Source organism: Pseudomonas typographi, assembly GCF_014694385.1.
Taxonomy (GTDB): domain Bacteria; phylum Pseudomonadota; class Gammaproteobacteria; order Pseudomonadales; family Pseudomonadaceae; genus Aquipseudomonas; species Aquipseudomonas typographi.
This window is the reverse complement of the sequence record NZ_JAAOCA010000001.1, coordinates 218,985-243,005: the sequence shown is the minus strand read 5'-3', so window position 1 is coordinate 243,005 and position 24,021 is coordinate 218,985. Positions and strand designations below refer to the sequence as shown.

The following is a 24,021-nucleotide window of genomic DNA, read 5'->3' as shown; positions in this document are numbered from 1 at the left end:
GGTTCTCCTTAGCAGTCCAGCGGGTTGCGTTTGTCGGGGTCGATGCCGAACTTGGCGATGGCCTCGGCCACCACCTTGCGTTCGATATCACCGCGGTCGGCCAACGCTTCCAGGGCTGCCAGAACCACGAAGTGGCGGTCTACCTCGAAGAAGTGACGCAGTTTCTTGCGGCTGTCGCTGCGGCCGAAACCGTCGGTGCCCAGCACTTTGTACTCGCGGGTCGGTACCCACTGGCGGATTTGCTCGGCGTACAGCTTCATGTAGTCGGTAGAGGCGACGACAGGGCCCTTGCGCCCGTCCAAGCACTGTTCTACATAGGTTTGCGCGGGTTTCTCGCCTGGGTGCAGGCGGTTGGCGCGCTCCACGGCGAGGCCGTCACGGCGCAGTTCGTTGAAGCTGGTGACGCTCCATACGTCGGCACCGACATTGTATTGCTCGCGCAGGATTTTCGCCGCTTCGCGCACTTCCCGCAGGATGGTGCCGGAACCGAGCAACTGCACGTGGTGCGAGGCTTCGCGGGTGTCTTCCTCAAGCAGGTACATGCCGCGGATGATGCCGTCTTCGGCGCCTTCGGGCAGGGCAGGTTGGTGATACGCCTCGTTCATCACGGTGATGTAGTAAAAGACGTCCTGCTGCTCTTCGGTCATCTGGCGCATGCCTTCGCGGATGATCACCGCCAGTTCATAGCCGTAGGTGGGATCATACGTGCGGCAGTTCGGAATGGTCGCCGCCATCAGGTGGCTGTGGCCGTCTTCGTGCTGCAGGCCTTCACCATTGAGCGTGGTACGCCCGGAGGTGCCACCGATCAGGAAGCCGCGGGTACGGCTGTCGCCGGCCGCCCAAGCCAAATCGCCGATACGTTGGAAGCCGAACATCGAATAGAAGATGTAGAACGGCAGCATCGGCTGATTGTGGGTGCTGTAGGAGGTGCCGGCGGCGATGAACGACGACATGGCGCCCGCTTCGTTGATGCCCTCTTCGAGGATCTGGCCTTTTTTGTCTTCGCGGTAGAACATCACCTGGTCTTTATCGACCGGGTCGTAAAGTTGCCCGACCGAGGAATAGATGCCCAACTGGCGGAACATGCCTTCCATGCCGAAGGTACGGGCTTCGTCCGGGATGATCGGCACGATGCGCGGGCCGATGTCTTTATCTTTGACCAACTGCGACAGCACCCGCACGAAGGCCATGGTCGTGGAGATTTCGCGGTCGCCAGAGCCGTCGAGAATAGCCTTGAGGGTGTCCAGCGGTGGGGTGGGCACGCTGAAACTCTTGGCGCGGCGTTGCGGCACGAAGCCGCCCAGCGCGGCGCGGCGCTCAGCCAGGTAACGGGCCTCGGCGCTGCCTTGTTCGGGCTTGAAGAACGGCAGTTTTTCCAGGTCTTCGTCGCGCACCGGGATGTCGAAACGGTCGCGGAATTTGCGCAGGCTGTCTACATCGACCTTTTTGGTGTTATGCGCGGTGTTCTTCGCTTCACCGGCACCGGTACCGTAACCCTTGATGGTCTTGGCCAGGATCACTGTCGGCTGGCCGCTATGGTGGACCGCCTCGTGATAGGCCGCATAGACCTTGTACGGGTCGTGGCCGCCGCGGTTGAGCTTCCAGATTTCGTCGTCGGAGAGGTCTTCGACCATTTTCTTCAGCTCGGGCGAGTTGAAGAAGTGCTCGCGCACGAACGCACCGTCCTTGGCCTTATAGTTCTGGTACTCGCCGTCGACCACTTCGTCCATGCGCCGCTGCAGCAGGCCGTCGGTGTCCTTGGCCAGCAACGGGTCCCAGAAGCGCCCCCAGACCACCTTGTTGACGTTCCACTGGGCGCCGCGGAAGACCCCCTCCAGTTCCTGGATGATCTTGCCATTGCCGCGAACCGGGCCATCGAGGCGCTGCAGGTTGCAGTTGATGACAAAAATCAGGTTGTCGAGCTTTTCGCGGCCAGCCAGGGAGATGGCACCCAGCGATTCCGGTTCGTCGCATTCGCCATCGCCCAGGAAGCACCAAACCTTTTGCTTGCCGGCAGGGATGAAGCCTCGGCTTTCCAGGTACTTCATAAAGCGGGCCTGGTAGATCGCCTGGATCGGCCCCAAGCCCATCGACACGGTCGGGAACTGCCAGAAATCGGGCATCAGCCAAGGGTGTGGGTAGGACGACAAACCGTTGCCGCCGACTTCCTGGCGGAAGTTGTCCATTTGCCCTTCGCTGATACGGCCTTCCATGAAGGCGCGCGCATAGATGCCGGGCGAAGCGTGGCCTTGGAAGAACACCAGGTCGCCGCCATGCTCCTCGGTCGGGGCTTGGAAAAAGTAGTTGAACCCGATGTCGTACAGCGTCGCACTGGACGCGAAGCTGGAGATGTGTCCGCCCAGGTCCGAGTCCCTGAGGTTGGTGCGAACGACCATGGCCAAGGCATTCCAGCGCACCAGCGAACGGATGCGGCGTTCCATGAACAGGTCGCCAGGCATGCGTGCTTCGTGGGTGACGGGGATGGTATTGCGGTATGGCGTGGTGATGGCGTAAGGCAACTGGGAACCGCTGCGGGTTGCCAACTCGCCCATACGGGTCATCAGATAGTGAGCACGGTCTTCGCCTTCTTTATCGAGAACCGACTCCAGCGCGTCCAGCCATTCCTGGGTTTCGACGGGATCGAGGTCTTGCATGGCTTGCTCCAGGGCGGAAAGGCCACCAGAATCGATGACCTGAGTTTGCGACTGGCCTTGTGGGCAGACGACATGAATTCTTGGATTACCGGAGGTTGGCCCGGCGGGGCTGTAGTTTTACTACAAATCAATTCGCTTTTCATGCATCCGGATGGCGGGGGCAGTAGTAAAACTACAGGCGATTGCCTCTCGGGCATCGGCGGGTTGTGAGCATAATCGATCCTGTGGGTTAAAAATAAGTCTCTATAAGGTCGTTATTGATGCGTACTGCCAAATTTCATTCATTTTGCGCAATCTTTAATTTTTGTTCGACAGTCGGGTTCGCTGTTGCGGTGCATTTTTCGTCTCAAAACGCCGGGGTTCGCGGCTTCAAGGATAGACCATGAGCCTCCCAGCGCTGATAGCCGTTCCCCCTTCACTCAACGGGTTGGTCAATAGCCAGCGCGAGGCGTTCCGCGAGGCGTCCCGCGAGGCGTCCAACGCAAGCGACGGGCCCGCGGTGGCGGGGTGGAGCGCGGCACGTTGGGCGGCGTTCGACCGGGTGCTGGCCCTGAGCGATTTCGTTGCCGAGCAGGTCCGGCGCAGCCCCGAACTGCTGCTGGGCTTGGTCGGCAGTGGCGACCTGGACCGGCCTATGGCCCCCGGTGAGTTGCGCGCGCAAGTGGCTACGGCGGTTGCCCAAGCCGCCAATGAGGAGGAATTGGGCCGCGCCTTGCGCCAGCAGCGCAACCGCCAGCAGGTACGGATCATCTGGCGCGACCTCACCCGCCAGGCCGACCTTGCGCAAACCTGCCGTGACCTGTCTGAACTTGCCGATGCTTGTATAGATGAGGCGTATCGTTGGTTATACCCGCGCCACTGCGAACAATACGGTGTACCCACTGGCCAGCGCAGCGGTACAGCCCAACCCATGGTGGTGCTGGGGATGGGCAAGCTGGGTGCCGGTGAGCTGAATTTGTCGTCCGACATCGACTTGATCTTCGCCTACCCAGAGGGGGGCGAAACCGTGGGCGCCAAGCGCGCGCTCGACAACCAGGCATTCTTCATCCGCCTGGGCCAGCGCTTGATCAAGGCGCTGGACCCGGTGACCGTCGACGGCTTCGTATTCCGTGTGGATATGCGCCTGCGCCCGTATGGTTCTGCCGGGGCGCTGGTGCTGAGTTTCAACGCGCTTGAGCAGTACTACCAGGACCAGGGCCGCGACTGGGAGCGTTACGCCATGATCAAGGCCCGGGTCGTGGCCGGTGCTGCCGAGCAAGGCGAGCAATTGCTGCAGATGCTGCGCCCGTTCGTGTACAGGCGTTACCTGGACTTCTCGGCGATCGAAGCGCTGCGCACCATGAAGCAGTTGATCCAGCAAGAAGTACGGCGCAAGGGCATGGCCGGGAATATCAAACTGGGCTCGGGTGGTATTCGCGAAGTCGAATTCATCGCCCAGGCGTACCAGTTGATTCACGGCGGGCGCGACCTGAGCCTGCAACAACGGCCGCTGCTTAGCGTGTTGGCCACCCTGGAGGGCCAAGGTTACCTGCCGGCGGCCGTGGTGGCTGAATTGCGCGAGGGTTACCAATTTTTGCGCTACACCGAGCATGCCATCCAAGCCATCGCCGACCGCCAGACGCAAATGCTCCCGGAAGGTGCCAGGGACCAAGCGCGGGTGGCGGTAATGCTGGGTTACGAGACCTGGGAGGCTTTCCACGAACAGTTGATGCATTGGCGCGAGCGCATTGCCTGGCATTTTCACCAGGTGATCGCCGACCCCGGCGACGAGGCCGGGGGCCGCTGCGAAGAGGTCGCTGGCGGTGGGTGGCTACCGCTGTGGGAAGACAGCCCAGGCGAAGAAGCGGCCTGCCGGCAGTTGCAACAAGCCGGCTTTGCCGACCCACAGCGGGCATTCCGGCAATTGGCGGAGCTGCGCGGCAGTGGCGTGTTGCGCGCGATGCAACGGATCGGCCGCGAACGCCTGGATGCGTTCATTCCACGCTTGCTGGCCCAGGCGGCGGAACACCCAGACCCGAACCGGGTGCTGGACCGGGTACTGCCTTTGGTCGAGGCGGTGGCGCGGCGCTCGGCTTACCTGGTGCTGCTCAGTGAAAACCCCGGTGCGCTGCGCCAACTGCTGGCGCTGTGCGCCGCCAGCCCCTGGATCGCCGAGCAGATCGCGCGGTTCCCGCTGTTGCTCGATGAACTGCTCAATGAAGGGCGTTTGCTCAACCCGCCGCAGGCGCCGGAACTGAAGGCCGAATTGCGCGAACGCCTGGCGCGCATTCCAGAAGACGACCTGGAGCAGCAAATGGAGGCGCTGCGCCACTTCAAGTTGGCCCACAGCCTGCGGGTGGCGGCCTCGGAAATCTCCGGCACATTGCCCTTGATGAAGGTCAGCGATTACCTCACCTGGCTGGCCGAAGCTATTCTGGAACAGGTGCTGGCGTTGGCCTGGCGCCAGACCACGGCCCGCCACGGCACACCGTTGCGGGCCGACGGCAGCTTGTGTGCGCCGGCGTTCGTGATCGTGGGTTATGGCAAGGTCGGTGGCGTCGAGCTGGGTCACGGTTCGGACCTGGACCTGGTGTTCATCCACGAGGGCGACCCCCAAGCCGAAACCGATGGCGCCAAGCCCATCGATGGTGCGCAGTTCTTTACCCGCCTGGGCCAGCGCATCATTCACCTGCTTACTGCGCAAACCAACTCCGGGCAGCTTTACGACGTCGACATGCGCCTGCGCCCCTCCGGCGCCGCGGGGCTGTTGGTGAGCTCGCTGGGTGCCTTCGAGCGCTACCAGTTGCACGATGCCTGGACCTGGGAGCACCAGGCGCTGGTGCGCGCCCGTGTGTTGGTGGGCGACAGCGAGGTGGCCAGCGGGTTCGAGCGGGTCCGCGCCCAGGTGCTGGGCCAGCCCCGCGATCAGGCGGCGCTGCGCGAGCAGGTGAGCCAGATGCGTGCGAAGATGCGCGCCAACCTCGGCACCCGCGCGACCGAGGCCGGGCGCGGTGCCCATGCGTTCGAGGCGCAGGCCGCTTTCGACCTCAAGCAGGACGCCGGAGGTATCGTCGATATCGAATTTATGGTGCAATACGCGGCCTTGGCGTGGTCCGGCGCGCATCCGGCGTTGCTGCGCTACACCGACAACATCCGCATCCTCGAAGGCCTGGAGCAGGCCGGGTTGTTGCCAGGCGGTGATGCCGAACAACTGCGCGAGGCGTATAAGGCCTACCGTGCCGCCGCGCACCGGCAGGCCCTGCAAAAGCAGCCGTCGAAAGTGCCGGGCGACCAGTTCGCGGCCGAGCGGCGCACGGTGATGCGAATCTGGGCCGGGCTTGGGCTCGGCTAGCGCGGGTATTTCTGGAAACCTATGAGAATTTTGATCATCGGGCCCAGTTGGGTCGGCGACATGGTGATGGCCCAGACACTGTTCCAGTGCCTGAAACAGGTGCACCCCGAGTGCCACATCGACGTGCTCGCCCCTGATTGGAGCCGCCCGATCCTCGAACGCATGCCGCAGGTGCGCGCTGCGTTGAGTTTTCCGCTGGGTCATGGCGTGTTCGACCTGGCCAGCCGTCGACGCATCGGCCGCCAGCTCAAGGGCCAGTACGACCAAGCGATCGTGCTGCCCAATTCGTTCAAGTCGGCGCTGGTGCCGTTCTTTGCCGGCATCGCCAAACGCACCGGCTGGCGCGGTGAGTACCGCTATGGGCTGCTCAACGACCTGCGCCAGCTCGACAAACAGCGCTACCCACTGATGATCGAGCGCTTCATGGCCCTGGCCTACCCGCCGGGGGTGCAACTGCCCCAGCCGTACCCGCCGCCGCGCTTGCAGATCGACGCCCACAGCCAAGCCGCCGCCCTGGGTACGTTCGGCCTGGTACTGGACCGCCCGGTACTGGCGCTGTGCCCGGGAGCCGAGTTCGGCGAGGCCAAGCGCTGGCCCGCCGAGCATTACGCCACGGTAGCCGAGGAGCGCATCCGCCAGGGCTGGCAGGTATGGATCTTCGGCTCGAAAAAAGATCACCCGGTCGGTGAGGCTATTCGTGAGCGGCTGATCCCTGGGCTGCGCGAAGAGTCGGTGAACCTGTGTGGCGAAACCGCCCTGGCCGAGGCCATTGACCTCATGGCCTGCGCCCAGGCGGTGGTCGCGAACGATTCGGGCCTGATGCATGTGGCCGCGGCGCTCAACCGCCCGCTGGTGGCGGTATATGGCTCTACCTCGCCGGCCTTCACCCCGCCGCTGGCCGATCAGGTCAGCGTTGTGCGCTTGGGCTTGGATTGCAGCCCCTGCTTCGACCGAACCTGCCGCTTTGGCCACTACAACTGCCTGCGCCTGCTCGACCCGCAACGGGTCATCGAGGCGTTGCGCCAAGCCGAAGGGCCGGTACCCGTCAACCTCTTGGCCGGGGTCGATTGAAATTGCGGGTACTGTTGATAAAAACCTCATCGCTCGGCGATGTGATACATGCCATGCCGGCCCTGACCGACGCCGCCCGCGCCATCCCAGGTATCCGTTTCGATTGGGTGGTCGAAGAGGGCTTTGCCGAGCTGCCTACCTGGCACCCGGCGGTCGACAAGGTCATACCGGTGGCCATCCGCCGGTGGCGCAAGCACCTCTGGCAAACCTACAAAAGCGGTGAATGGAAAGCGTTCAAGGCCAGCCTGCGCGAGCGCCGGTACGACCTGGTGCTCGACGCCCAGGGTTTGTTCAAAAGCGCTTGGCTGACCTGCTACGTGAACGGCCCGGCGTTCCGGGCCCGGGGGGGCCACACCCCGGTGGCGGGGATGGACGCGCGCTCGGCGCGCGAACCGATTGCCGCACGCTTCTACGATCGCAAGGTGCCGGTGGCGCGTGGCCAACATGCAGTGGAGCGCCTGCGCTTGTTGTTCGCGCTGGCGCTGGGTTACGACCTGCCACCGGGCCCGGGCCAGTATGGGCTCAACCGGTCGCGCTTGTTGGCCATCCCCAACCCTGCGCCGTTCGTGGTGTTCCTCCACGGCACCACCTGGGCCACCAAACATTGGCCAGAGGTGTACTGGCGCGAATTGGCCGAGCGCTTGCGCCTGGCGAACATCGGCGTGCGCTTGCCGTGGGGCAACGAAGAAGAGTTCCGCCGGGCCCACCGCATCGCAGCGGGTATGAACAACGTACAGGTGCTGCCCAAGCTCAACCTGGCGGGTGTCGCTGGCGTATTGGTGCAGGCGCGGGCATGCGTGGCGGTGGATACCGGCCTTGGCCACTTGGCCGCCGCCCTGGATGTGCCTACGGTGTCGGTGTATGGGCCGACCAACCCGGGCCTTACCGGCGCCTATGGCAAAACCCAGGTGCACTTGGCCAGTGACTGGAAACCCTGTGCACCCTGCCTGCAGAAGCAGTGCACCTACATGGCCACGCCTGACGACCTCGCGCGGCATGACCCCAAGCGCGAATGGCCGCTGTGCTTCACCCGCGTGAACCCCGAGCGTGTGGCCGGCCGCCTGAGCACGCTTTTGCTGGCAGAGGGCCCGCGTTGATGCAATTGGCGTTCGTGCTTTACAAGTATTTCCCCTTTGGCGGCTTGCAGCGTGACTTCATGCGCATTGCCCTGGAGTGCCAGCGCCGTCGCCACTGCATTCGCGTTTACACGCCGATCTGGCAAGGCGACATACCGCCGGGCTTCGACGTGCGCATCGTCCCGGTCAGGGCCTTGTTCAACCACCGCCGTAACCAGAAGCTTACCCAATGGATAGCCCGCGACCTGTCGCGCGAGCCGGTCGACCGCGTGGTAGGCTTCAACAAAATGCCCAACCTCGACGTGTATTACGCCGCCGATGGTTGCTTCGAAGACAAGGCGCAAACACTGCGTAACCCGCTTTACCGCTACTTCGGCCGCTACAAGCACTTTGCCGAGTATGAGCGGGCGGTATTCGCCCCCACCTCGAAAACACAGATTCTAATGATCTCCCAAGTGCAGCAACCGTTGTTCGTGAAGCATTACGGTACCCCGGCAGGGCGCTTTCACCTGTTGCCGCCGGGTATCGCCCAAGATCGCCGGCGCCCGGCTGACGCCGAAGCGATCCGTGAAGAATTTCGCCGAGAATTCAAACTGCGCGAGCAAGACCGCCTCATCGTGCAGATCGGCTCGGGCTTCAAGACCAAGGGCACCGACCGCACCCTCAAGGCGCTGGCAGCGTTACCGGCCCCGTTGCGCGCGCGTACCCGGCTGTTCGTGATCGGCCAGGACGACCCCAAGGTGTTCCAGTTACAGGCCACGGCACTGGGGGTGGGCGAGCAGGTGACGTTCATGAAGGGCCGCCCGGACATCCCGCGCTTTCTGCTCGGTGCCGACCTGCTGCTGCACCCGGCCTATAACGAAAACACCGGCACCGTATTGCTCGAGGCGTTGGTAGCGGGTTTGCCGGTGCTCGCCAGCGCCGTATGCGGCTATGCCCATTACATCGCCGAGGCCGACAGCGGCCGGGTGCTCGCAGAGCCTTTCGAACAGGCTCAACTGAACCGTGACCTGGCACAGATGCTCGAGGATGACGCCGCGCGCGCACGTTGGGCGCGCAACGGCTTGGCTTTTGCGGCCAGCGCCGACTTGTACAGCATGCCCCAGCGGGCCGCCGATGTGATCCTTGCGGGGCCGGGCCAATGAAACTGATGCTGGCCGAGCCGTTCGCCGCGCTGTGGGCCGGGCGCGACCCATTCGTGGCGGTGGAGGGCCTGCAGGGTGAGGTGTACCGCGAACTCGAAGGCCGCCGCACGCTGCGCACCGAGGTGGCCGGCAAGGGCTATTTCGTCAAGATCCACCGTGGCATCGGCTGGGCCGAGGTGGCCAAGAACCTCGCCAGCGTCAAGGCGCCGGTCCTGGGCGCAAGGCAGGAGTACGTCGCCATCGCCCGCTTGACCGAAGCCGGCATCGCCACCATGACCGCCGTGGCGTATGGCGAACGCGGGTACAACCCGGCGCGCCAGCATTCGTTCATCATTACCGAAGAGCTGGCACCGACCATCAGCCTGGAAGACTACAGCCTGCACTGGCGCACGTCGCCGCCGCCGCTGGCGCTCAAGCACGCGCTGGTCGCCGAGGTGGCGCGGATGGTGGGCGGCATGCACCGCGCCGGGGTGAACCATCGTGACTGCTACATCTGCCACTTTTTGCTGCACACCGATACGCCCGTGCGCGCCGACGGGTTCAGGCTGTCGGTGATCGACTTGCACCGTGCCCAGACCCGCGCCGCCACGCCGCGCCGCTGGCGCGACAAAGACTTGGCGGCGCTGTATTTCTCGGCGCTCGACATTGGCCTGACCCGCCGCGACAAGCTGCGCTTTTTGCGCGGGTACTTCCGCCAGCCGCTGCGCCAGGTTTTGGCTGAGGAGGGCCGCCTGCTGGCGCGGCTCGAGCGCCGGGCGGCCAAGCTGTATGCGCGTAAACAGCGTTACGGGGATGCGCTCTGATGGCAGGTTGGACGCTGGAGCCGGGCTACGCGCACTTGGCCGAGGCCTTTGGCAGCCTCGAGGCGGTGTTCGCACTGCAGGGCGAGCAACTGACCCGCGACGCGCTGTCCCAGGTGATTCGCCTGCAATTGGCCGGCGTAACCTATTACGTCAAGCGCTACGTCGGCGCTGGCCGTGGCCTGCGCCGCTACCTTGGGCACCCGCGGGTGCGTGCTGAATGGCAGAACCTCAAGCGTTTTGCCAAGTGGGGCATCCCCACCGCCGAAATCGTCGCCTGGGGCTTGGAGCGGGACGGCATGGCCTTTGGCCGTGGGGCGTTGATCACCCGTGAATTGCCGCGCACCGAAGACCTCGAACACCTCGCCCGCCAGCATGATGTGCGCTTGCGCAACCGCACTTGGCTACGCCGTGTAAGCGAGCAGGTGGCGCGCTACACCCGGGTGATGCACGATCATCATTTCACCCACAACGACCTGAAGTGGCGCAACCTGCTGGTCGATGACGAAGACGTGGTGCATTTCATCGATTGCCCCAATGGGGCGTTCTGGTGGGGCTTCATGCTGCGTTACCGCATCACCAAGGACCTGGCCTGCCTCGACAAGGTGGCCAAGTATCACCTGTCGCGTACCCAGCGTCTGCGGTTTTACCTGCAGTATCGGCGGCGCCGCCGGCTGAATCCTTCTGACAAAAAACGGATACGGCACATCGTGAGTTTCTTCGAGGGGCGGGAATGAAGGTTTTTATCGGCCCGGGCGACCGCGAGCTGCTGGCCCGCCATCGGCTGGACACGTTCCAGGCATTGTGGGGGCTGGAACTGGCCGCCGTCGATGAGCCCAACACCGGCCGCGGAGGCTGGAGCAGCGTATGCCGCCTGGAGCTGGAAGGGCACGGGTTTTTTCTCAAGCGCCAGAGCGGCTACCTCACCCGCACTTTGCGCCGCCCATGGGGCGAGCCCACGTTCGCCCGCGAGTTTCGTAATATCCGGCTTTACCATGAGCGTGGCATTCCGGCGCTCGATGCGGTGTTCTTTGGGCAGCGCGCGGCCGCCGGTGGCACCGAGGCCATGCTGATGACCCGTGCCTTGGATGGCAGGGCTGACCTGGAATGGTACAACGAACGTTGGCAGCATTTGGCGGCCGAGGGGCGCGCCGCCATCCTCCAGGCCGTAGGCGAGCTGGCGCGCACCCTGCACGGTGCGGGGCAGGTGCACAATTGCTTTTATCCCAAGCATATTTTCCTGCGCGAGCAGGCCGGGCGCTTCGATGCTTGCTTGATCGACCTGGAAAAAACACGGCCCTTGCTGTTCGGCCAGCGCGACCGCGTGCGTGACCTGGAGCCCTTGCTGCGCCGCGCGCCAATGTGGGCTGAGGCGGATGTGCGCCTGTTGCTGGCGGCCTACCTGCAACGCCCCGCGCCAGGCCCGGACGTAGGCGCCTGGCTCGCCCGGTTGACGCGTCGGCGCCAGCACAAGGAGGCACGTTGATGCGCTTGGGCGAACTGCAACGGGCCGGGCGCGAGCCGGAGTTGCCCCTGGCCGTGGAACTGGCCGACGGTGCCGGCAGCGCGCCGTTGCAACTGCTGAACCTGCTGCGGGTGTTGCCCGGCCAGCGCTACGTGGGCGCGGCGGTGTGGCGCGGCAAGCCGGTGCTGGCCAAGCTGTTGGTAGGGCCGAAGGCGGCGCGGCACTTCCAACGCGAGCGCGACGGGGTGCGGCTGCTGCAGGCGCAGGGCTTGGCCACCCCAGCGCTGGTCGCCGACGGTTTGCAAGAGGGGCAGGGCGGCTGGCTGTTGTTCGAACTGCTCGACCCGGTGCAAAGTTTGGGCGATGCCTGGGCCGAGGTGGCCAGCCTGCCCTTGTTGGCCGATGCACAAATCGATGTACTGGCCGAAGCGTTGGGCGCCATGGCGCGCATGCACCTGAAGGGCCTTTGGCAGCAAGACCTACACCTAGACAACCTGTTGCGCAGCGGCGGCCAATTGTACGTGATCGACGGCGCCGGCATCCGTGCCGAACAGCCCGGCCAGCCGCTGTCGCGCGAGCGCGTGCTGGCAAACCTCGGGGTGTTCTTCGCCCAGTTACCGCCAGCGCTGGAGCCGTTCACAGAAGAACTGCTCGTTCATTATCTGCTGGCCAACAGCGAACACGCCTTGCCGCTGGAGGCCTTGCACAAGCACATTGCCAGCGTCCGCCGCTGGCGGCTGCGGGACTACCTGGGCAAAGCTGGCCGCGATTGTACGCTGTTCAGCGTGAGCCGTGGCCTGGCCGGGCTGCAGGCAATACGGCGCACCGAACAGGCCGCCTTGCTGCCGGTGCTCGAAGGCGCAGATACGTTGATCGAACAGGGGCACCTGTACAAAACCGGAGGCGCCGCCACGGTCGCCCGCGTGCAGGCCGGTACCCGGCCGCTGATCATCAAGCGGTACAACATCAAAGGGTTGGCCCACTGGCTCAAGCGCTTTTGGCGGCCCAGCCGCGCGTGGCATTCGTGGTTGGCCGGGCATCGCCTGGCGTTTTTGGGGTTTGCCACGCCGATGCCCCTGGCGGTCCGCGAGGCCCGAGTGTTGGGCCTGCGCGGGCGCGCATGGTTGGTCACCGAATACCTCGAAGGGCCCGACATCCTCGAACAGTGGGCGCCCTACGAGCAAACCGGCGACGTGCCTGAAGCCGAATGGGTAGCGATGCAGGCGCTGTTTGCCAGGTTGGCGGGCGAACGCATCAGCCATGGCGACCTGAAGGGGCATAACCTGTTCTGGCACCGTGGGCAATGGGCACTCATCGACTTGGATGCGCTGCAGTATCACACCCGTGCGGCAGCGTTCGCCAAGGCGCACCGCCGCGACGTCGAGCGCTTTTTGCGCAACTGGCCCGAAGGCAGCGCCCTGCGCCAGCGCCTGGAGCAAGTGCTGGGGTAAGCTAGTGTGGCGTTTCAGACGTTCGTTGCACAATCTTGACGATGCTTTTTGCTGCCGGGCTGCGTTGCCGCTCCTCGCCATAGCCCTGCTATGACGCGTCACGGCGCCTTGCCCGACCACAAAGTTCACGCGTCAATTCTGGTGCGAACTTCTGAAACACCACACTAGTGCGGTAGGTCGAACCACCGCGTGCTCATTGCGTGTAGCCGTGCTTTGGCTTGCCAGGTCGCCGTGGAGGCCGACCAGCGCCACAGCACCGTCAATGTGGCTTCGCTGCGTTTGGCCGGGGGAATGACCGTCGTATACCGGCCGGGCAACACGCTAGGGCGCACCTCGATCAACCGTTGGCCCAGCCGCAGGTAATGCCCGTTCGCCAATGGGCTCACCTGCCCATTGGGCAAATTGCCTATGCTTGCGGGGCTCGCCAACCGATCCAGCAGCGCTGGAATATGCGGCAGCGCGCCTTTCCATAGCGAGAAGTCCACGATCTCCCATTCACCGCCGGGCCCTTGCTGGATCACCGGTTTGAAAGGGGCGCCAGGGTTGCGTGCATCGACCACGCGCCAGTGTTCGCCGTCGTTCAATACCTCGTACCTGCGCCCGAACACATCCTCGATGTAATAGTCGCTGGTGCCATGACGTGTCTGTCGGCTTCCGCTGGCAGCCTGGCTGGCCGAGCTGAGTTTGTATTTAAGTTGAGTATTGCTGTGCTTGGCCGCGTAATGGCTGTGGATTGGAACACCCACATTCAGTGGCAGCCTGCGCATCACTTTGCTCATCAGGGGGTTTGAGCTGAGCGCAATGGCGCCTTCGAGCAGGTGCGCGTGCATGTCCGCCACATGCGCAAGCTGCATGTCGATGCTTTCTTCGGCCTGCACGCTCTGCCAGAACTGCACCCCGGCCCATGCGGCGCGCGCCAGCGACAGCGGCCCGGTAACCTTGGCCGGTAATACCGCAGACAACAGTTCTATCAAGGTCAGGGTCGCTTCGGTGATCACTTCCTGGTTCACCTCGGCATTGCTCACCGACATGGCATCGGCGTTGGCGATGATCAGGCGCGTTTCCGACTGGTAGGCGTGGCCGAAAAAACTGCCGCGGGTGAGGACGGCTTCGATGTGGCTATGGACGCCGCGGCCGTTGAATAGGCGGCGCAGCGCTGGGTGCTCGGCCAGTGCGGTGCGCCGTATCAGGTACTCTTTCACACGCTCATCGCCCAGCCATTGGCGGGTGAAGGTCTGGCGGTCGGCAAACAGCATCCAATGCCGCCGGGTGGGGTTGTCAGGCGCATACAGCAAGACCGGCGTGGGGGTGTTGTCCGGTTCCGGGCCTATCAGGTACACGCCGTGCACGGGGGTGCCGCGTAGCACCAATTGCCAACTGTGCAGCGGCCGGCTGGCCTCGGTGGTGCCATGAGGGCGCCAGGGGTAATGGAGCAGCGCGGTAATCCAAGGGTGCAGTGCCCGCGATGGCAGGTGGCGGCGAAAGCCTGCGCGCAACCCTTCATAGCGCATTTTGGCCTTCAACAGGCGGGCATAGGTCGTGCGCCGCCACTGCCCTAGGGGGCCGGTACGCAGTTGGCTGGTTAGGTACGCGCCATAACGCTGGGCTACATTGATCTGGCGAACGATCTTGCGCGCCGTGGACCCGCGCAACCCGGGGATGGCCTGGCCTTGTTCATCCTGCACGGTGGCGGTCAGCAGGTAGTCCCAATTCGCGGGGCTTATGTTGGTCAGGGCAAGCTGCATCAGGCTCTGCCGGGTAGGCACCAGTTCCACCGTACCGCCAGCGCTTTCCAGCACCGCGCCGGGGATATACGAAGAGCCGGTCGGCTGGCCAGGGTTGATGATCGGCCCCACTGCGCGGGCAGCCACCGTGGTGATCCAAATGGCATCCGGCGCGTGGGTGATGCCGTGGCTGCGCAATGCCGTGCGCAGCTGTTCACGGGTGAATTGCTCCAAGTGAACCGGGTCGTTGAACTGGTCCAGTGTAAGCATTCGGGGCCCCAAGGCGTTCATTGTCGCGACCCGCAGCTCAAGCATGCTACGCAGCAGTATGACCCGCTCGTCCTGGTTCAACCGAGTTAGCCAGGCCGGGGCCTTTTTTTCCACCAAGGTCACGAAATGGGTTTGCCGAATGGCCTGGCTAGACAACAGCGGCGCCAACGGCAAGGCATCGGCCAAGCGTTGGTTGGCCTCGACCATGTCCCCCCGGCCGAGCGGCTCAAGCGCCTGCGGCCAGGCAGCCTGAGCCGCGGCGTACTGGCGGCGGATGAGCGAGGCCGCCAACTCGGTGAACAGCGGCCGGCTGCGTGGCGCCAAACCGAGGTGTTCGGCGGCACGCCCAATAGGGTAATCGTCCGGCGCCAGGCTGCTCACCAGTGCCGGGCCCTGCAGGTCATCTTCGAGCCGCTCGGCCAGTTCCTGCCACAGCGCCGGCCAACTGTCGAAGGCCTCCCAGCCCCACGCCAGGGTAGACAACAAGCAAGGCTGCGCGGCGGTAACGGCCGGGTCCGTGGCGGCCAGCACGAATGCGCCGGGCAGTGCAACCCTGTGGCGATGGCGCCCGAGTTCAATTTGGCCCTTCCAGGGCTCGATGCCATCCATGGCGCGGCGCGCCAGCGCCAATGCCGGCGTTGCCAGCGTTTGCGCGGTTTCGCGCAGCTCCAGTTGGGCCTGCCACTGCTGGCGCAGCCGCTCGGCCAACCACTGCTGGCGTGGCCGCCCTGCCACTGGCTGGTAGGCCCAGTAGCGGGTCAGGTTGTCTAGCCAAAGCTGGCGCGCATCAGGGCAGAACACCTCGATAAAGCGCACCAGGGCATGGTGGCCTCCCTCGTTGACCGCTATGAAACCTTGAGCCGTCAGCCGTGTGCTCTGTGCGGGGAGTATCGCGCCGGGGTCGGCGATGCGCCGGGCCACCCAGGCGGTCAGCGGCTCATCGGCCAGGTACAGGCCATCGGGCGGTGTTTGGGCCAGCTCAGCGGGCACCGCATCGGCCAGCCGCTGCGCCAGCGTGGCCCATAGATCCGGCGCGGCGTTTAGGCCGGCGGCTAGGGCTCTGTCCAGCGCATATAGTTGCTCAAGGGCTTCGGTGTAGGGCATGGCGGATGGCTCCGTGGCTAAAGTGCTTCTGTCTCACAGCCAGCCGGGCTGAAGGTATGCGATAACTACTACCTGCGATTGCACGGGTTTAAAGTTAGGTTACGGCGTTGACGTGTGCGGGCCTGCCCGAGTTGGTATACTCGCCCGTTTTCGATTCAAACCGATCTGTGTTCGAAGAGGCTTAACCTTGGCATTGACGATCCTTGGCCTGTCCGGCGCCCTGAGCCACGACCCCTCCGCTGCGCTGTACATCGACGGCAAGCTCATCGCCGCCGCCGAAGAAGAGCGTTTCGTAAGGGATAAACACGCAAAGAACCGCATGCCTTATGAGTCAGCGAAGTTCTGCCTGGAACACGCAGGCATCAAGCCCAGCGATGTCGATGTGGTCGCGATCCCTTTCGCGCCTGTCAGCCTGTTTGGCAAGGCCCGTTGGCATTATGCCAAACGTTATTGGTACGCCCCGGATCGCGCGCTTGACGCGCTGTTGATGGGCAACCGCCGCTACAAGCGCTACCGCAGCAAAATCGTATGGTGCCTGGAACAACTGGGTTTCGATGCGAAAAAAGTGAAGATCGAGCCGGTCGAGCACCACCTTGCCCACGCCTCCAGTGCCTACCATTGCTCGGGTTTCACGGAAAAAACCGCGATCCTGGGCATCGACGGCAAGGGCGAGTACGCCACCACCTTTTTTGGCTACGGTGAGAACGGCCGGATCCATAAAATCAAGGAGTTCTTCGACCCGGATTCGCTGGGCGGCCTGTACGGCGCGATTACCGAATTTCTCGGTTTCGAAATGCTCGATGGCGAGTTCAAAGTCATGGGCATGGCGCCCTACGGCGATGCCAGCCAGTATGACTTCTCGCGCCTGGCCAGTTTCGAGAATGGCGAATTGGTGATCAACACCGACTACGCCAACGTCATCGGCCTTCGCCGTTACAAGGAAAACGGCAAGGGCTTTTACTTTTCGCCCAAGCTCATCGAATGGTTGGGCCCCAAGCGCGAAGGTGACATCGCCGACGAGCCCTACGTGCATTACGCGGCCAGCATGCAGGCGCTGTTCGAGAAACTCGCGCTGCAGATGATCGACCACTACCTGGGCGACATTCTCAGGGAAACCGGCAAGCTGGCCTTCGCCGGTGGCTGCGCGCTGAACGTGAAGCTTAACCAGAAGATCATCGCCCGCCCCGACGTAAAGGAATTATTCGTGCAGCCGGCGTCTGGCGACGCCGGTACCGCGGTGGGTGCGGCGGCTTATGCCTCCCACGCCCGCGGCGTGCCGGTCGAGAAGATGGAACATGTGTACCTGGGCCCTGCCTACTCCAACGAAGATGTGATCGCCGCCTGCGCCCGCCACCCTAACGCACCGGCCTGGCGCAAGCTCGATGACGTGCCGCGGCGCATCGCCCAGATCATGGTCGATGGCAACCCGGTGGCCTGGTTCCAAGGGCGCATGGAGTTTGGCCCGCGTGCGCTGGGCGGCCGCTCGATCATCGGTTGCCCGAGCGTGCCGGGCGTGGCTGATCGCATCAACGAGCAGATCAAGTTCCGCGAACGCTGGCGGCCTTTCTGCCCATCGATGCTCGACACCGTGGCGCCGCAGATGATCAGGGTCGACCACCCGGCACCGTTCATGACCTTCACGTTCGAGGTGAACGACGAATGGAAAACCCGGGTGCCGGAAGTGGTCCATGAAGATGGCACCTCCCGCGCACAAGTGCTCAAGCGTGAGTACAACCCGCGCTACTATGACATGATGAAGGCACTTGAAGACCTCACCGGCAATGGTGTATCGCTCAACACCTCGCTCAACCGCCGCGGCGAGCCAATGATTTGCTCGCCCACCGACGCGTTGAATATGTTCTTTGGTTCGGACCTTCAGTATCTGATAATGGAAGACATCCTGGTGGTCAAGGATGGTGCGGATGGGTATGAGCTCGGCTAGCGTGCTGATCAGCGTCGTTATACCTGCTTATAACTACGCCGATCTATTACCCCGGGCGGTGAACTCGGTGCTGGCGCAACTGGATGCCGGCACCGAGCTTCTGGTCATCGATGATGGCTCCACCGATGCTACTCCCCGTGTACTGCAGCAGCTATGGGCTGAGCATGGGGGGCGCTTTCGCATGCTTCACAAGCCCAACGGTGGTTTGTCTTCGGTGCGCAATCGCGGAATAGCCGAAACCCGTGGCCGGTACTTGGTATTTTTAGACGCCGATGACGAAATGGCGCCCGGCGCGCTGGGTGTGCTGGCCTCGCATATTCAAGCCAACCCCAATAGCCGGCTGATCATCGGTAGCCATTGGTCGGTGCTGGAGAACCACACCCGGATACTGCATACCGTGAAGCCGTTACCGGCAACGCCCAGGGAGCGGGTGCGCGGTTACCTGATAGACAAAACCGTTTCGCTGGCCAATGGTGCCTGCGCGATGCATCGTGACGTATTTGTGCCGGGCAACTATCCGGAGCACCTGCGCAACGTTGAAGATATCCCGGTGTTCGCTCAAGTGCTGGCGCGCTTTCCGTGCACCGTACTCGACCAACCGCTGGCATTGATATACAAACACCCAGGCAGCATGCGCCACGACCTCAAGCAAAGCCTCGCCGCCGGCATAGGCATGGTTGACGAAGTGTTTCACGCCATGCGCATGCCGGCAGAGTTTCATGACCTGCGCAAGGCCTTCATCGCGCAACGCTACCTGTCGCTGTTTCGCGATTGCTACAGCGCGGGCGAATATGAGAAGGCCAAAGCGTTCTATATTCAGGCGCTGCGTGCCGACCTGTACTCGGCCAAGCGTTGGTCTTACACCCGCAAAGCCATCCGGTGCCTGTTCAAGTGAAGCACGGGTGCCCGGTTCGATTCCCCTGGGCCCCCTCCCGCAGCGCCCGCCGCGTTGAGGCGGGCCAGTTCGCACAGCGTTTGGTGCCATTTACCCAAGGTTTGATTTTATGCGCTTAGCCGGTATGGCGAACGGGATGGGCCGCTGTGCGCGGCCGCTGGCGAGGCGCCTGCAGCCGGTGCCTTTAGCTTTCTTTGGCAGCGTCTTCCTCTCGTTTGTTGCGATCATGGGCGTTGTAACGGTTGGCCGAGACGGCGCTTTTTACCTGGACATCGCGCAGCAGGTTATCGATCACGACGCCAGCGCCGCGTGGGGCGTGTTCGATTGGCCTTGGTATTCCCTGCTGCTGGCCGGCACCCATAGGGTGCTTCGCTTGCCATTGGAAGCCTGTGCTTATCTTTGGTCGACGCTGTTTTTGGCGGGCACTTGCGCCCTGGTGGTCGATGGTGTGCGCCAGCGGGTTCGGCAGGCCGCTTATTGGGCTTGCCTGGTGGTGTTGGCGATGCCCGCGGTCAATCAGTTCCGTGGCGATATCATCCGTGAGTCCGGCTTCTGGTTCTTTTGCGTGCTTGCCTTATGGCTGGCGATGCGCTGGCAGAAACACGGCGGCTGGTGGTTGGCCGGCTCTATCTACCTCGCCATTGCGTTGGCCAGCCTGTTTCGCCTTGAGGCGCTGGTGCTGGTGCTGGCCATGGTGCTGTGGCGCCTTCCCGATGTTATTGAGCCACGGCAGCGGCGCCTTTTGTTGCAGATGCTATGGGCGCCCGCGGCGGCTGCGCTTATGGGCGGCCTGCTGGTGCTGGCATTGGGCGACGTACCGGTACGCCGGTGGGAGTATTACGTAGAGCTGGTACGGCCGGCGGCCATGTTCGGCGCGTTCCATCAGTTGTCTGAGCAGTTTGCAGCGTCGCTGATCAACAAGTACTCGGCCAACGAAGCCGGCCGAATTATCTTCATCGGCCTTAGCGGGTCGTTGTTGATCAAATGCATAGGCTTGATGGGCCCCTTCGCCCTGGCCTTCTTGAGCCCGCGCCCTTGGTACGCGTTCAAGGTGTACTGGCGGGACTTCAGGGTCGCGGCCATTACCGGCCTGCTGTATCTGTGTATCCTGATGCTGTTTTTTATTCGCATGCAGTTTGTCAACGGCCGTTACCTGAGCTTTTTAATTTTGCTGGCCGTGCCGCTGCTCGCAGTGGCGATGAGTATGTTTGCCAGCCATTACCCACGCTTGGGCAAGGCCCTTATTGGGTTAGGTGTGTTGGTGATGATAGGTAACGTGATTTCATTGAGCGCGCAGAAAACCCACTACGTTGAAGCCGGCCACTGGGTAGCGGGCCACACACCCCGCGAGGCGTCTATTTATTACCAGGACGGGCGCATCGCCTATTATGCCGGCCGAGGCTATAAGGTGGACGAAGCCACCCCCGAGGCGGTCATGAATACCGACCAGGCCCAGGGGTACCAGTACTTCGTTATCGAGGCTAGCGGCAACGAGCCATGGCTGCGCGCCTGGTTGGTCGAGCATCAGCAAAAGGTGCTTGCCCACTTTGCCAACCGCAAGGGCGACGCCGTGGTGGTGATCGGGCACTAAGCGCTGGGCGCAAACAGCGCACCGAGCGTGCTGAGTAAACGGGTATACGGGCGGCTGCTGGGCAGTGCCTGCTGGTAGGCTTCGAGGAAGGTATGCCCGGCATTGGTGCCTCGCAACCATTCGCGGTCATGGGCATAACGCAGCATATGCTGGAAGTTGCGCAGGCGCTTGCTGGCGCTGAGCGTGCGCCATTGGCAATTCAGGTCGGCGATGTCGATCAAGCCCATGCCGCCTTGCGGTGTGAGGATGACATTGCCCAGGTGAAGCGAGCGAAAGTACACCCCGTGGGTATGTAACTGCGCAACGAACGCCCCGAATTGCCGGCGCAACGGTTCGGCCTGGCCAGGGCTGTGCATCAGTTGGCGAACGGTTTTGCCGGGCAGCGGCTCATAATAAACCGCGTCTCGCTCGATGCTCTTGACCCGATAAACCGCCACCACCTGTGGGGTAGCGATCCCCATATCACCGAGGCGCCTTGCATTGTCAGCAAAGCGCTGGGCATAAGGAAACAGTGCCGCCGAAGTCACCAGGCGCTTGCGTCGGAACAGTTTCAGAAAACGGCCATCGGGCAATTGCAGCACCTTTTCACCCGTACCGTCGGCCTCGATGACGGTTGCCCCTTCGCGCAGGGCAAGGTAAGCGCTATGGTTGAGTGGTTGCATTGATCGTTCCCGTAATTAGCCGCCCATCTTACCCGAATTGGCCGGCGCGGGGCTGCCGGCCCCCCCATTTGGGCGCCCTGCGGGGTGTGTTACCATCGCCGTTTCAAGACGTCATGTAACGGAAACCCATGAGCAGCCCCACACCCCGTGCTCCATCCACGCTCAAGATTTACCTGCGCCTGCTAACCTACGTTCGCCCTTACATTGGCCTGTTCCTGCTGAGCATCGTCGGCTTTCTTATTTTCGCCTCCACCCAGCCGATGCTGGCGTATATTTTGAAGTACTTCGTCGACGGCCTGGCCAACCCAGGCGCCAAGCTGTTCGCCGATACCCCCTACTTGCCGAACTTGCAGCTATTGCAGGCCGTTCCCCTGATGATCATCCTGATTGCCGCCTGGCAGGGGGTGGGTTCTTACCTGGGTAATTTCTTTCTGGCGCGTGTGTCGCTGGGCTTGGTGCATGACCTGCGCGTGCTGCTATTCAATAAGATACTGAAGTTGCCCACGCGGTACTTTGATAACCACAACTCGGGCCATCTGATTTCTAGAATCACCTTTAATGTCACCATGGTCACCGGTGCCGCGACCGATGCGATCAAAGTGGTGATTCGCGAGGGCATGACCGTGGTTTTTCTGTTCGTCTCGCTGCTGTGGATGAACTGGAAGTTAACCTTGGTGATGCTGGCTATCTTGCCGGTGATTGGCCTGATGGTCACCAGCACCAGCCGCAAGTTTCGCAAGCAGAGCAAGAAAATCCAGGTGGCCATGGGCGATGTGACCCACGTGGCCTCGGAAACGATTCAAGGGTTTCGCGTGGTCCGCAGTTTTGGCGGCGAACAGTACGAGCAAACACGCTTTCGAAACGCCAGCCAGAGCAATTCGGACAAACAACTGAAGTTGACCAAAACGGGTGCGGTCTATACGCCAATGCTGCAGTTGGTCACCTATTCGGCCATGGCGGTGGTGATGTTTCTGGTGCTGTATTTACGTGGTGATTCGTCGCCGGGCGACCTGGTTGCCTATATCACCATGGCGGGGCTTTTACCCAAGCCTATCCGGCAGTTGTCCGAGGTCAGTTCGACTATCCAAAAAGGCGTGGCCGGGGCTGAAAGCATCTTTGAGCAGTTGGACGAGCCGCCGGAGCCCGACGCCGGAACAGCCGAGCGGGAGCGGGTGTCTGGCCGGCTCGAAGTGCGCGGTTTGAGCTTCACATACCCTGGCACGGAAAAACCCGTGCTGAGCGATATCAGCTTTGTGGCAGAGGTCGGGCAATTGGTTGCGCTCGTGGGGCGCTCGGGCAGCGGCAAGTCGACCCTGGCTAACCTGGTGCCGCGCTTTTACCAGCACAGCGAGGGCCAGATACTGCTCGATGGCATAGAGATCCAGGATTATCGCCTGCGCAACCTGCGCCGCCATATCGCATTGGTCACCCAGGCGGTTACGCTGTTCAACGATACCGTGGCGAACAACATCGCCTATGGCGACCTGGCGGGCGCACCGCTTGCCGATATACAGCGTGCCGCCGCCGCTGCCTATGCCGACGAATTCATCGAAAAAATGCCCCAGGGCTACCAGACCCTGGTAGGCGAAAATGGCGTGCTGTTGTCCGGCGGCCAACGCCAGCGGCTGGCCATTGCTCGGGCGTTGCTCAAGGATGCGCCCTTGTTGATTCTCGACGAGGCGACGTCGGCCCTGGACACCGAGTCGGAGCGGCATATCCAGAGCGCTCTGGATGAAGTGATGAAGAACCGGACCACCTTGGTGATTGCACACCGCTTGAGCACCATCGAAAAAGCCGACCAGATCCTGGTGATGGATGAGGGCCGGATTGTCGAGCGCGGTACCCATGCAGAGCTCTTGGCGATGAATGGGTATTACGCACGGTTGCACGCCAAACAATTCGAAGAGGCCCCTGAGGCCGTACCGGGCCGGGCCGCCGACCTATGTTGAATGCGTTACGGGCATGGCGCGAAAGGGGGTGGGTGGTTATCGACGCCGCGGCCTATACGCACGCCTGGAGCCAATACGGTGGCAGTGTGGCGACCCACCCCCACGTGGTGGAGCGCCTGGCCGCGCTGGCCGAGATCCCAGTGCGGTATTTGGGGTGGGAGGCCGAGGGTAGGGTGGTCGCCGCCCTGCCGTGTTGGGGCCGCCACCTCGCGCTGTCTAAACAGGTATTGAAGCGCCAAGGGCGGCGTGGGCTTTTCGACTTGGGTAATGCCGAAGTCATCCTGCCGGTGGCCGAAGGCACGCAGGTGCCAATGCGCCAGCGGGCGCGTTATGTCTCGCAGCTCAATGCCACGTGTTTCACAACCCTTACCCAGCAACGCGATGGCTTGGCGCTGGCCCGCGCGCCTGAGGACTACACCAAGAAGTTCCGTTATAACCAACGGCGCGAGCAGCGTATGCTCGAAGAGGCCGGTGGCGTGTTGCGCCCGGTGCATGATTTTTCTGCCGAGCAACTGGCTGACATGTACGCCGAGTTATTCTTCAGGCGTTGGCAGTGTGCCGCCCCTGGAAAGGAGCGATTGGCCGAGGTTTTCGCGCTATTGCGTGAGTTCATGACTGGCTTTATGGCCGAGATCGATTCGGAGCCGGTCGCGATTCAAATTCTGTACAAGGTTCAAGCCCCACGCTGGGTTTCGTTGGAATATGTCAACGGCGGTGTCGACCCGCAAAGCCGCCAGTTCAGCCCCGGCAGTGTGCTGAGCTTCGTCAATACCCAAAGCGAATGGGAGGCGGCGCGCGCCCTGGGCAAACCGCTGCGCTATTCGTTTGGCCGGGCCGACCGTGAATATAAAGGCCGCTGGTGCCACAGCGTACCGGTATATCAGGTGTAGC

At 62.9% G+C, this 24,021-nt stretch carries 15 protein-coding genes and 1 pseudogene; 13 read left to right on the top strand and 3 right to left on the bottom strand.

The features are described 5' to 3' along the window. Nucleotides 1-8: 8 nt before the first annotated feature. Nucleotides 9-2,654, bottom strand: a complete 2,646-nt coding sequence (aceE, locus tag HAQ05_RS01075) for a pyruvate dehydrogenase (acetyl-transferring), homodimeric type (protein ID WP_190416724.1) — start codon at nucleotides 2,652-2,654, stop codon at nucleotides 9-11. 514 nt (nucleotides 2,655-3,168) lie between these two features. Here aceE and glnE point away from each other — a divergent pair. The 8 genes and pseudogenes from glnE to HAQ05_RS01035 all read left to right on the top strand — a co-directional run. After that, nucleotides 3,169-5,985: pseudogene (glnE, locus tag HAQ05_RS01070) on the top strand (bifunctional [glutamate--ammonia ligase]-adenylyl-L-tyrosine phosphorylase/[glutamate--ammonia-ligase] adenylyltransferase); the annotation flags it as partial. Between the two features lie 21 nt (nucleotides 5,986-6,006). Then, the gene (gene waaF, locus HAQ05_RS01065; protein WP_190416722.1) at nucleotides 6,007-7,056 is read left to right on the top strand and encodes a lipopolysaccharide heptosyltransferase II; all 1,050 of its coding nucleotides are present in this window, start codon (nucleotides 6,007-6,009) and stop codon (nucleotides 7,054-7,056) included. Between the two features lie 2 nt (nucleotides 7,057-7,058). After that, on the top strand, nucleotides 7,059-8,153 hold the full coding sequence (gene waaC, locus HAQ05_RS01060) for a lipopolysaccharide heptosyltransferase I (protein ID WP_190416778.1): 1,095 nt from the start codon (nucleotides 7,059-7,061) through the stop codon (nucleotides 8,151-8,153). Continuing rightward, complete coding sequence (locus HAQ05_RS01055; protein WP_190416721.1) at nucleotides 8,153-9,277, top strand: glycosyltransferase family 4 protein; 1,125 nt, start codon at nucleotides 8,153-8,155, stop codon at nucleotides 9,275-9,277. The genes waaC and HAQ05_RS01055 overlap by 1 nt, the downstream gene beginning before the upstream one ends. Beyond that, a complete protein-coding gene (rfaP, locus tag HAQ05_RS01050) occupies nucleotides 9,274-10,080 on the top strand; it encodes a lipopolysaccharide core heptose(I) kinase RfaP (protein ID WP_190416720.1) in 807 nt (268 codons plus the stop codon). Before HAQ05_RS01055 ends, rfaP begins: the two co-directional genes overlap by 4 nt. Beyond that, nucleotides 10,080-10,814 (top strand): lipopolysaccharide kinase InaA family protein, encoded by a 735-nt coding sequence (locus HAQ05_RS01045; RefSeq protein ID WP_190416719.1) that lies wholly within the window; start codon nucleotides 10,080-10,082, stop codon nucleotides 10,812-10,814. The genes rfaP and HAQ05_RS01045 overlap by 1 nt, the downstream gene beginning before the upstream one ends. Further along, entirely contained in the window at nucleotides 10,811-11,563 is a 753-nt protein-coding gene (locus tag HAQ05_RS01040) for a lipopolysaccharide kinase InaA family protein (protein ID WP_190416718.1), read from the top strand. Before HAQ05_RS01045 ends, HAQ05_RS01040 begins: the two co-directional genes overlap by 4 nt. Continuing rightward, the gene (locus HAQ05_RS01035) at nucleotides 11,563-12,993 is read left to right on the top strand and encodes a lipopolysaccharide kinase InaA family protein (protein ID WP_190416717.1); all 1,431 of its coding nucleotides are present in this window, start codon (nucleotides 11,563-11,565) and stop codon (nucleotides 12,991-12,993) included. The genes HAQ05_RS01040 and HAQ05_RS01035 overlap by 1 nt, the downstream gene beginning before the upstream one ends. Before the next feature lie 164 nt (nucleotides 12,994-13,157). On the opposite strand, the gene HAQ05_RS01030 is transcribed toward HAQ05_RS01035, so the two are convergent. Further along, entirely contained in the window at nucleotides 13,158-16,091 is a 2,934-nt protein-coding gene (locus tag HAQ05_RS01030; RefSeq protein WP_190416716.1) for a DUF6543 domain-containing protein, read from the bottom strand. Nucleotides 16,092-16,278: 187 nt separating this feature from the next. Between HAQ05_RS01030 and HAQ05_RS01025 the strand changes: the two genes are divergently transcribed. The 3 genes from HAQ05_RS01025 to HAQ05_RS01015 all read left to right on the top strand — a co-directional run bounded on the left by HAQ05_RS01025 (nucleotide 16,279) and on the right by HAQ05_RS01015 (nucleotide 20,519). Continuing rightward, nucleotides 16,279-18,033 carry a carbamoyltransferase family protein gene (locus HAQ05_RS01025; RefSeq protein ID WP_190416715.1) on the top strand — a complete coding sequence of 585 codons (1,755 nt, stop codon included), beginning with the start codon at nucleotides 16,279-16,281 and terminating at the stop codon, nucleotides 18,031-18,033. After that, entirely contained in the window at nucleotides 18,020-18,928 is a 909-nt protein-coding gene (locus HAQ05_RS01020) for a glycosyltransferase family 2 protein (protein WP_190416714.1), read from the top strand. Before HAQ05_RS01025 ends, HAQ05_RS01020 begins: the two co-directional genes overlap by 14 nt. A gap of 226 nt (nucleotides 18,929-19,154) precedes the next feature. Further along, nucleotides 19,155-20,519: a hypothetical protein gene (locus tag HAQ05_RS01015; RefSeq protein ID WP_238936434.1), complete on the top strand. Its 1,365-nt coding sequence runs from the start codon at nucleotides 19,155-19,157 to the stop codon at nucleotides 20,517-20,519. Here HAQ05_RS01015 and HAQ05_RS01010 read toward each other — a convergent pair. After that, nucleotides 20,516-21,181, bottom strand: a complete 666-nt coding sequence (locus HAQ05_RS01010) for a BUD32 family EKC/KEOPS complex subunit (protein ID WP_190416713.1) — start codon at nucleotides 21,179-21,181, stop codon at nucleotides 20,516-20,518. The genes HAQ05_RS01015 and HAQ05_RS01010 overlap by 4 nt on opposite strands. Before the next feature lie 128 nt (nucleotides 21,182-21,309). Here HAQ05_RS01010 and msbA point away from each other — a divergent pair, with 128 nt between their 5' ends. Together msbA and HAQ05_RS01000 are read left to right on the top strand one after the other, a co-directional pair. Continuing rightward, nucleotides 21,310-23,130, top strand: a complete 1,821-nt coding sequence (gene msbA, locus HAQ05_RS01005; RefSeq protein WP_190416712.1) for a lipid A export permease/ATP-binding protein MsbA — start codon at nucleotides 21,310-21,312, stop codon at nucleotides 23,128-23,130. Beyond that, a complete protein-coding gene (locus HAQ05_RS01000) occupies nucleotides 23,124-24,020 on the top strand; it encodes a GNAT family N-acetyltransferase (RefSeq protein WP_190416711.1) in 897 nt (298 codons plus the stop codon). Before msbA ends, HAQ05_RS01000 begins: the two co-directional genes overlap by 7 nt. Nucleotide 24,021 lies beyond the last annotated feature (1 nt).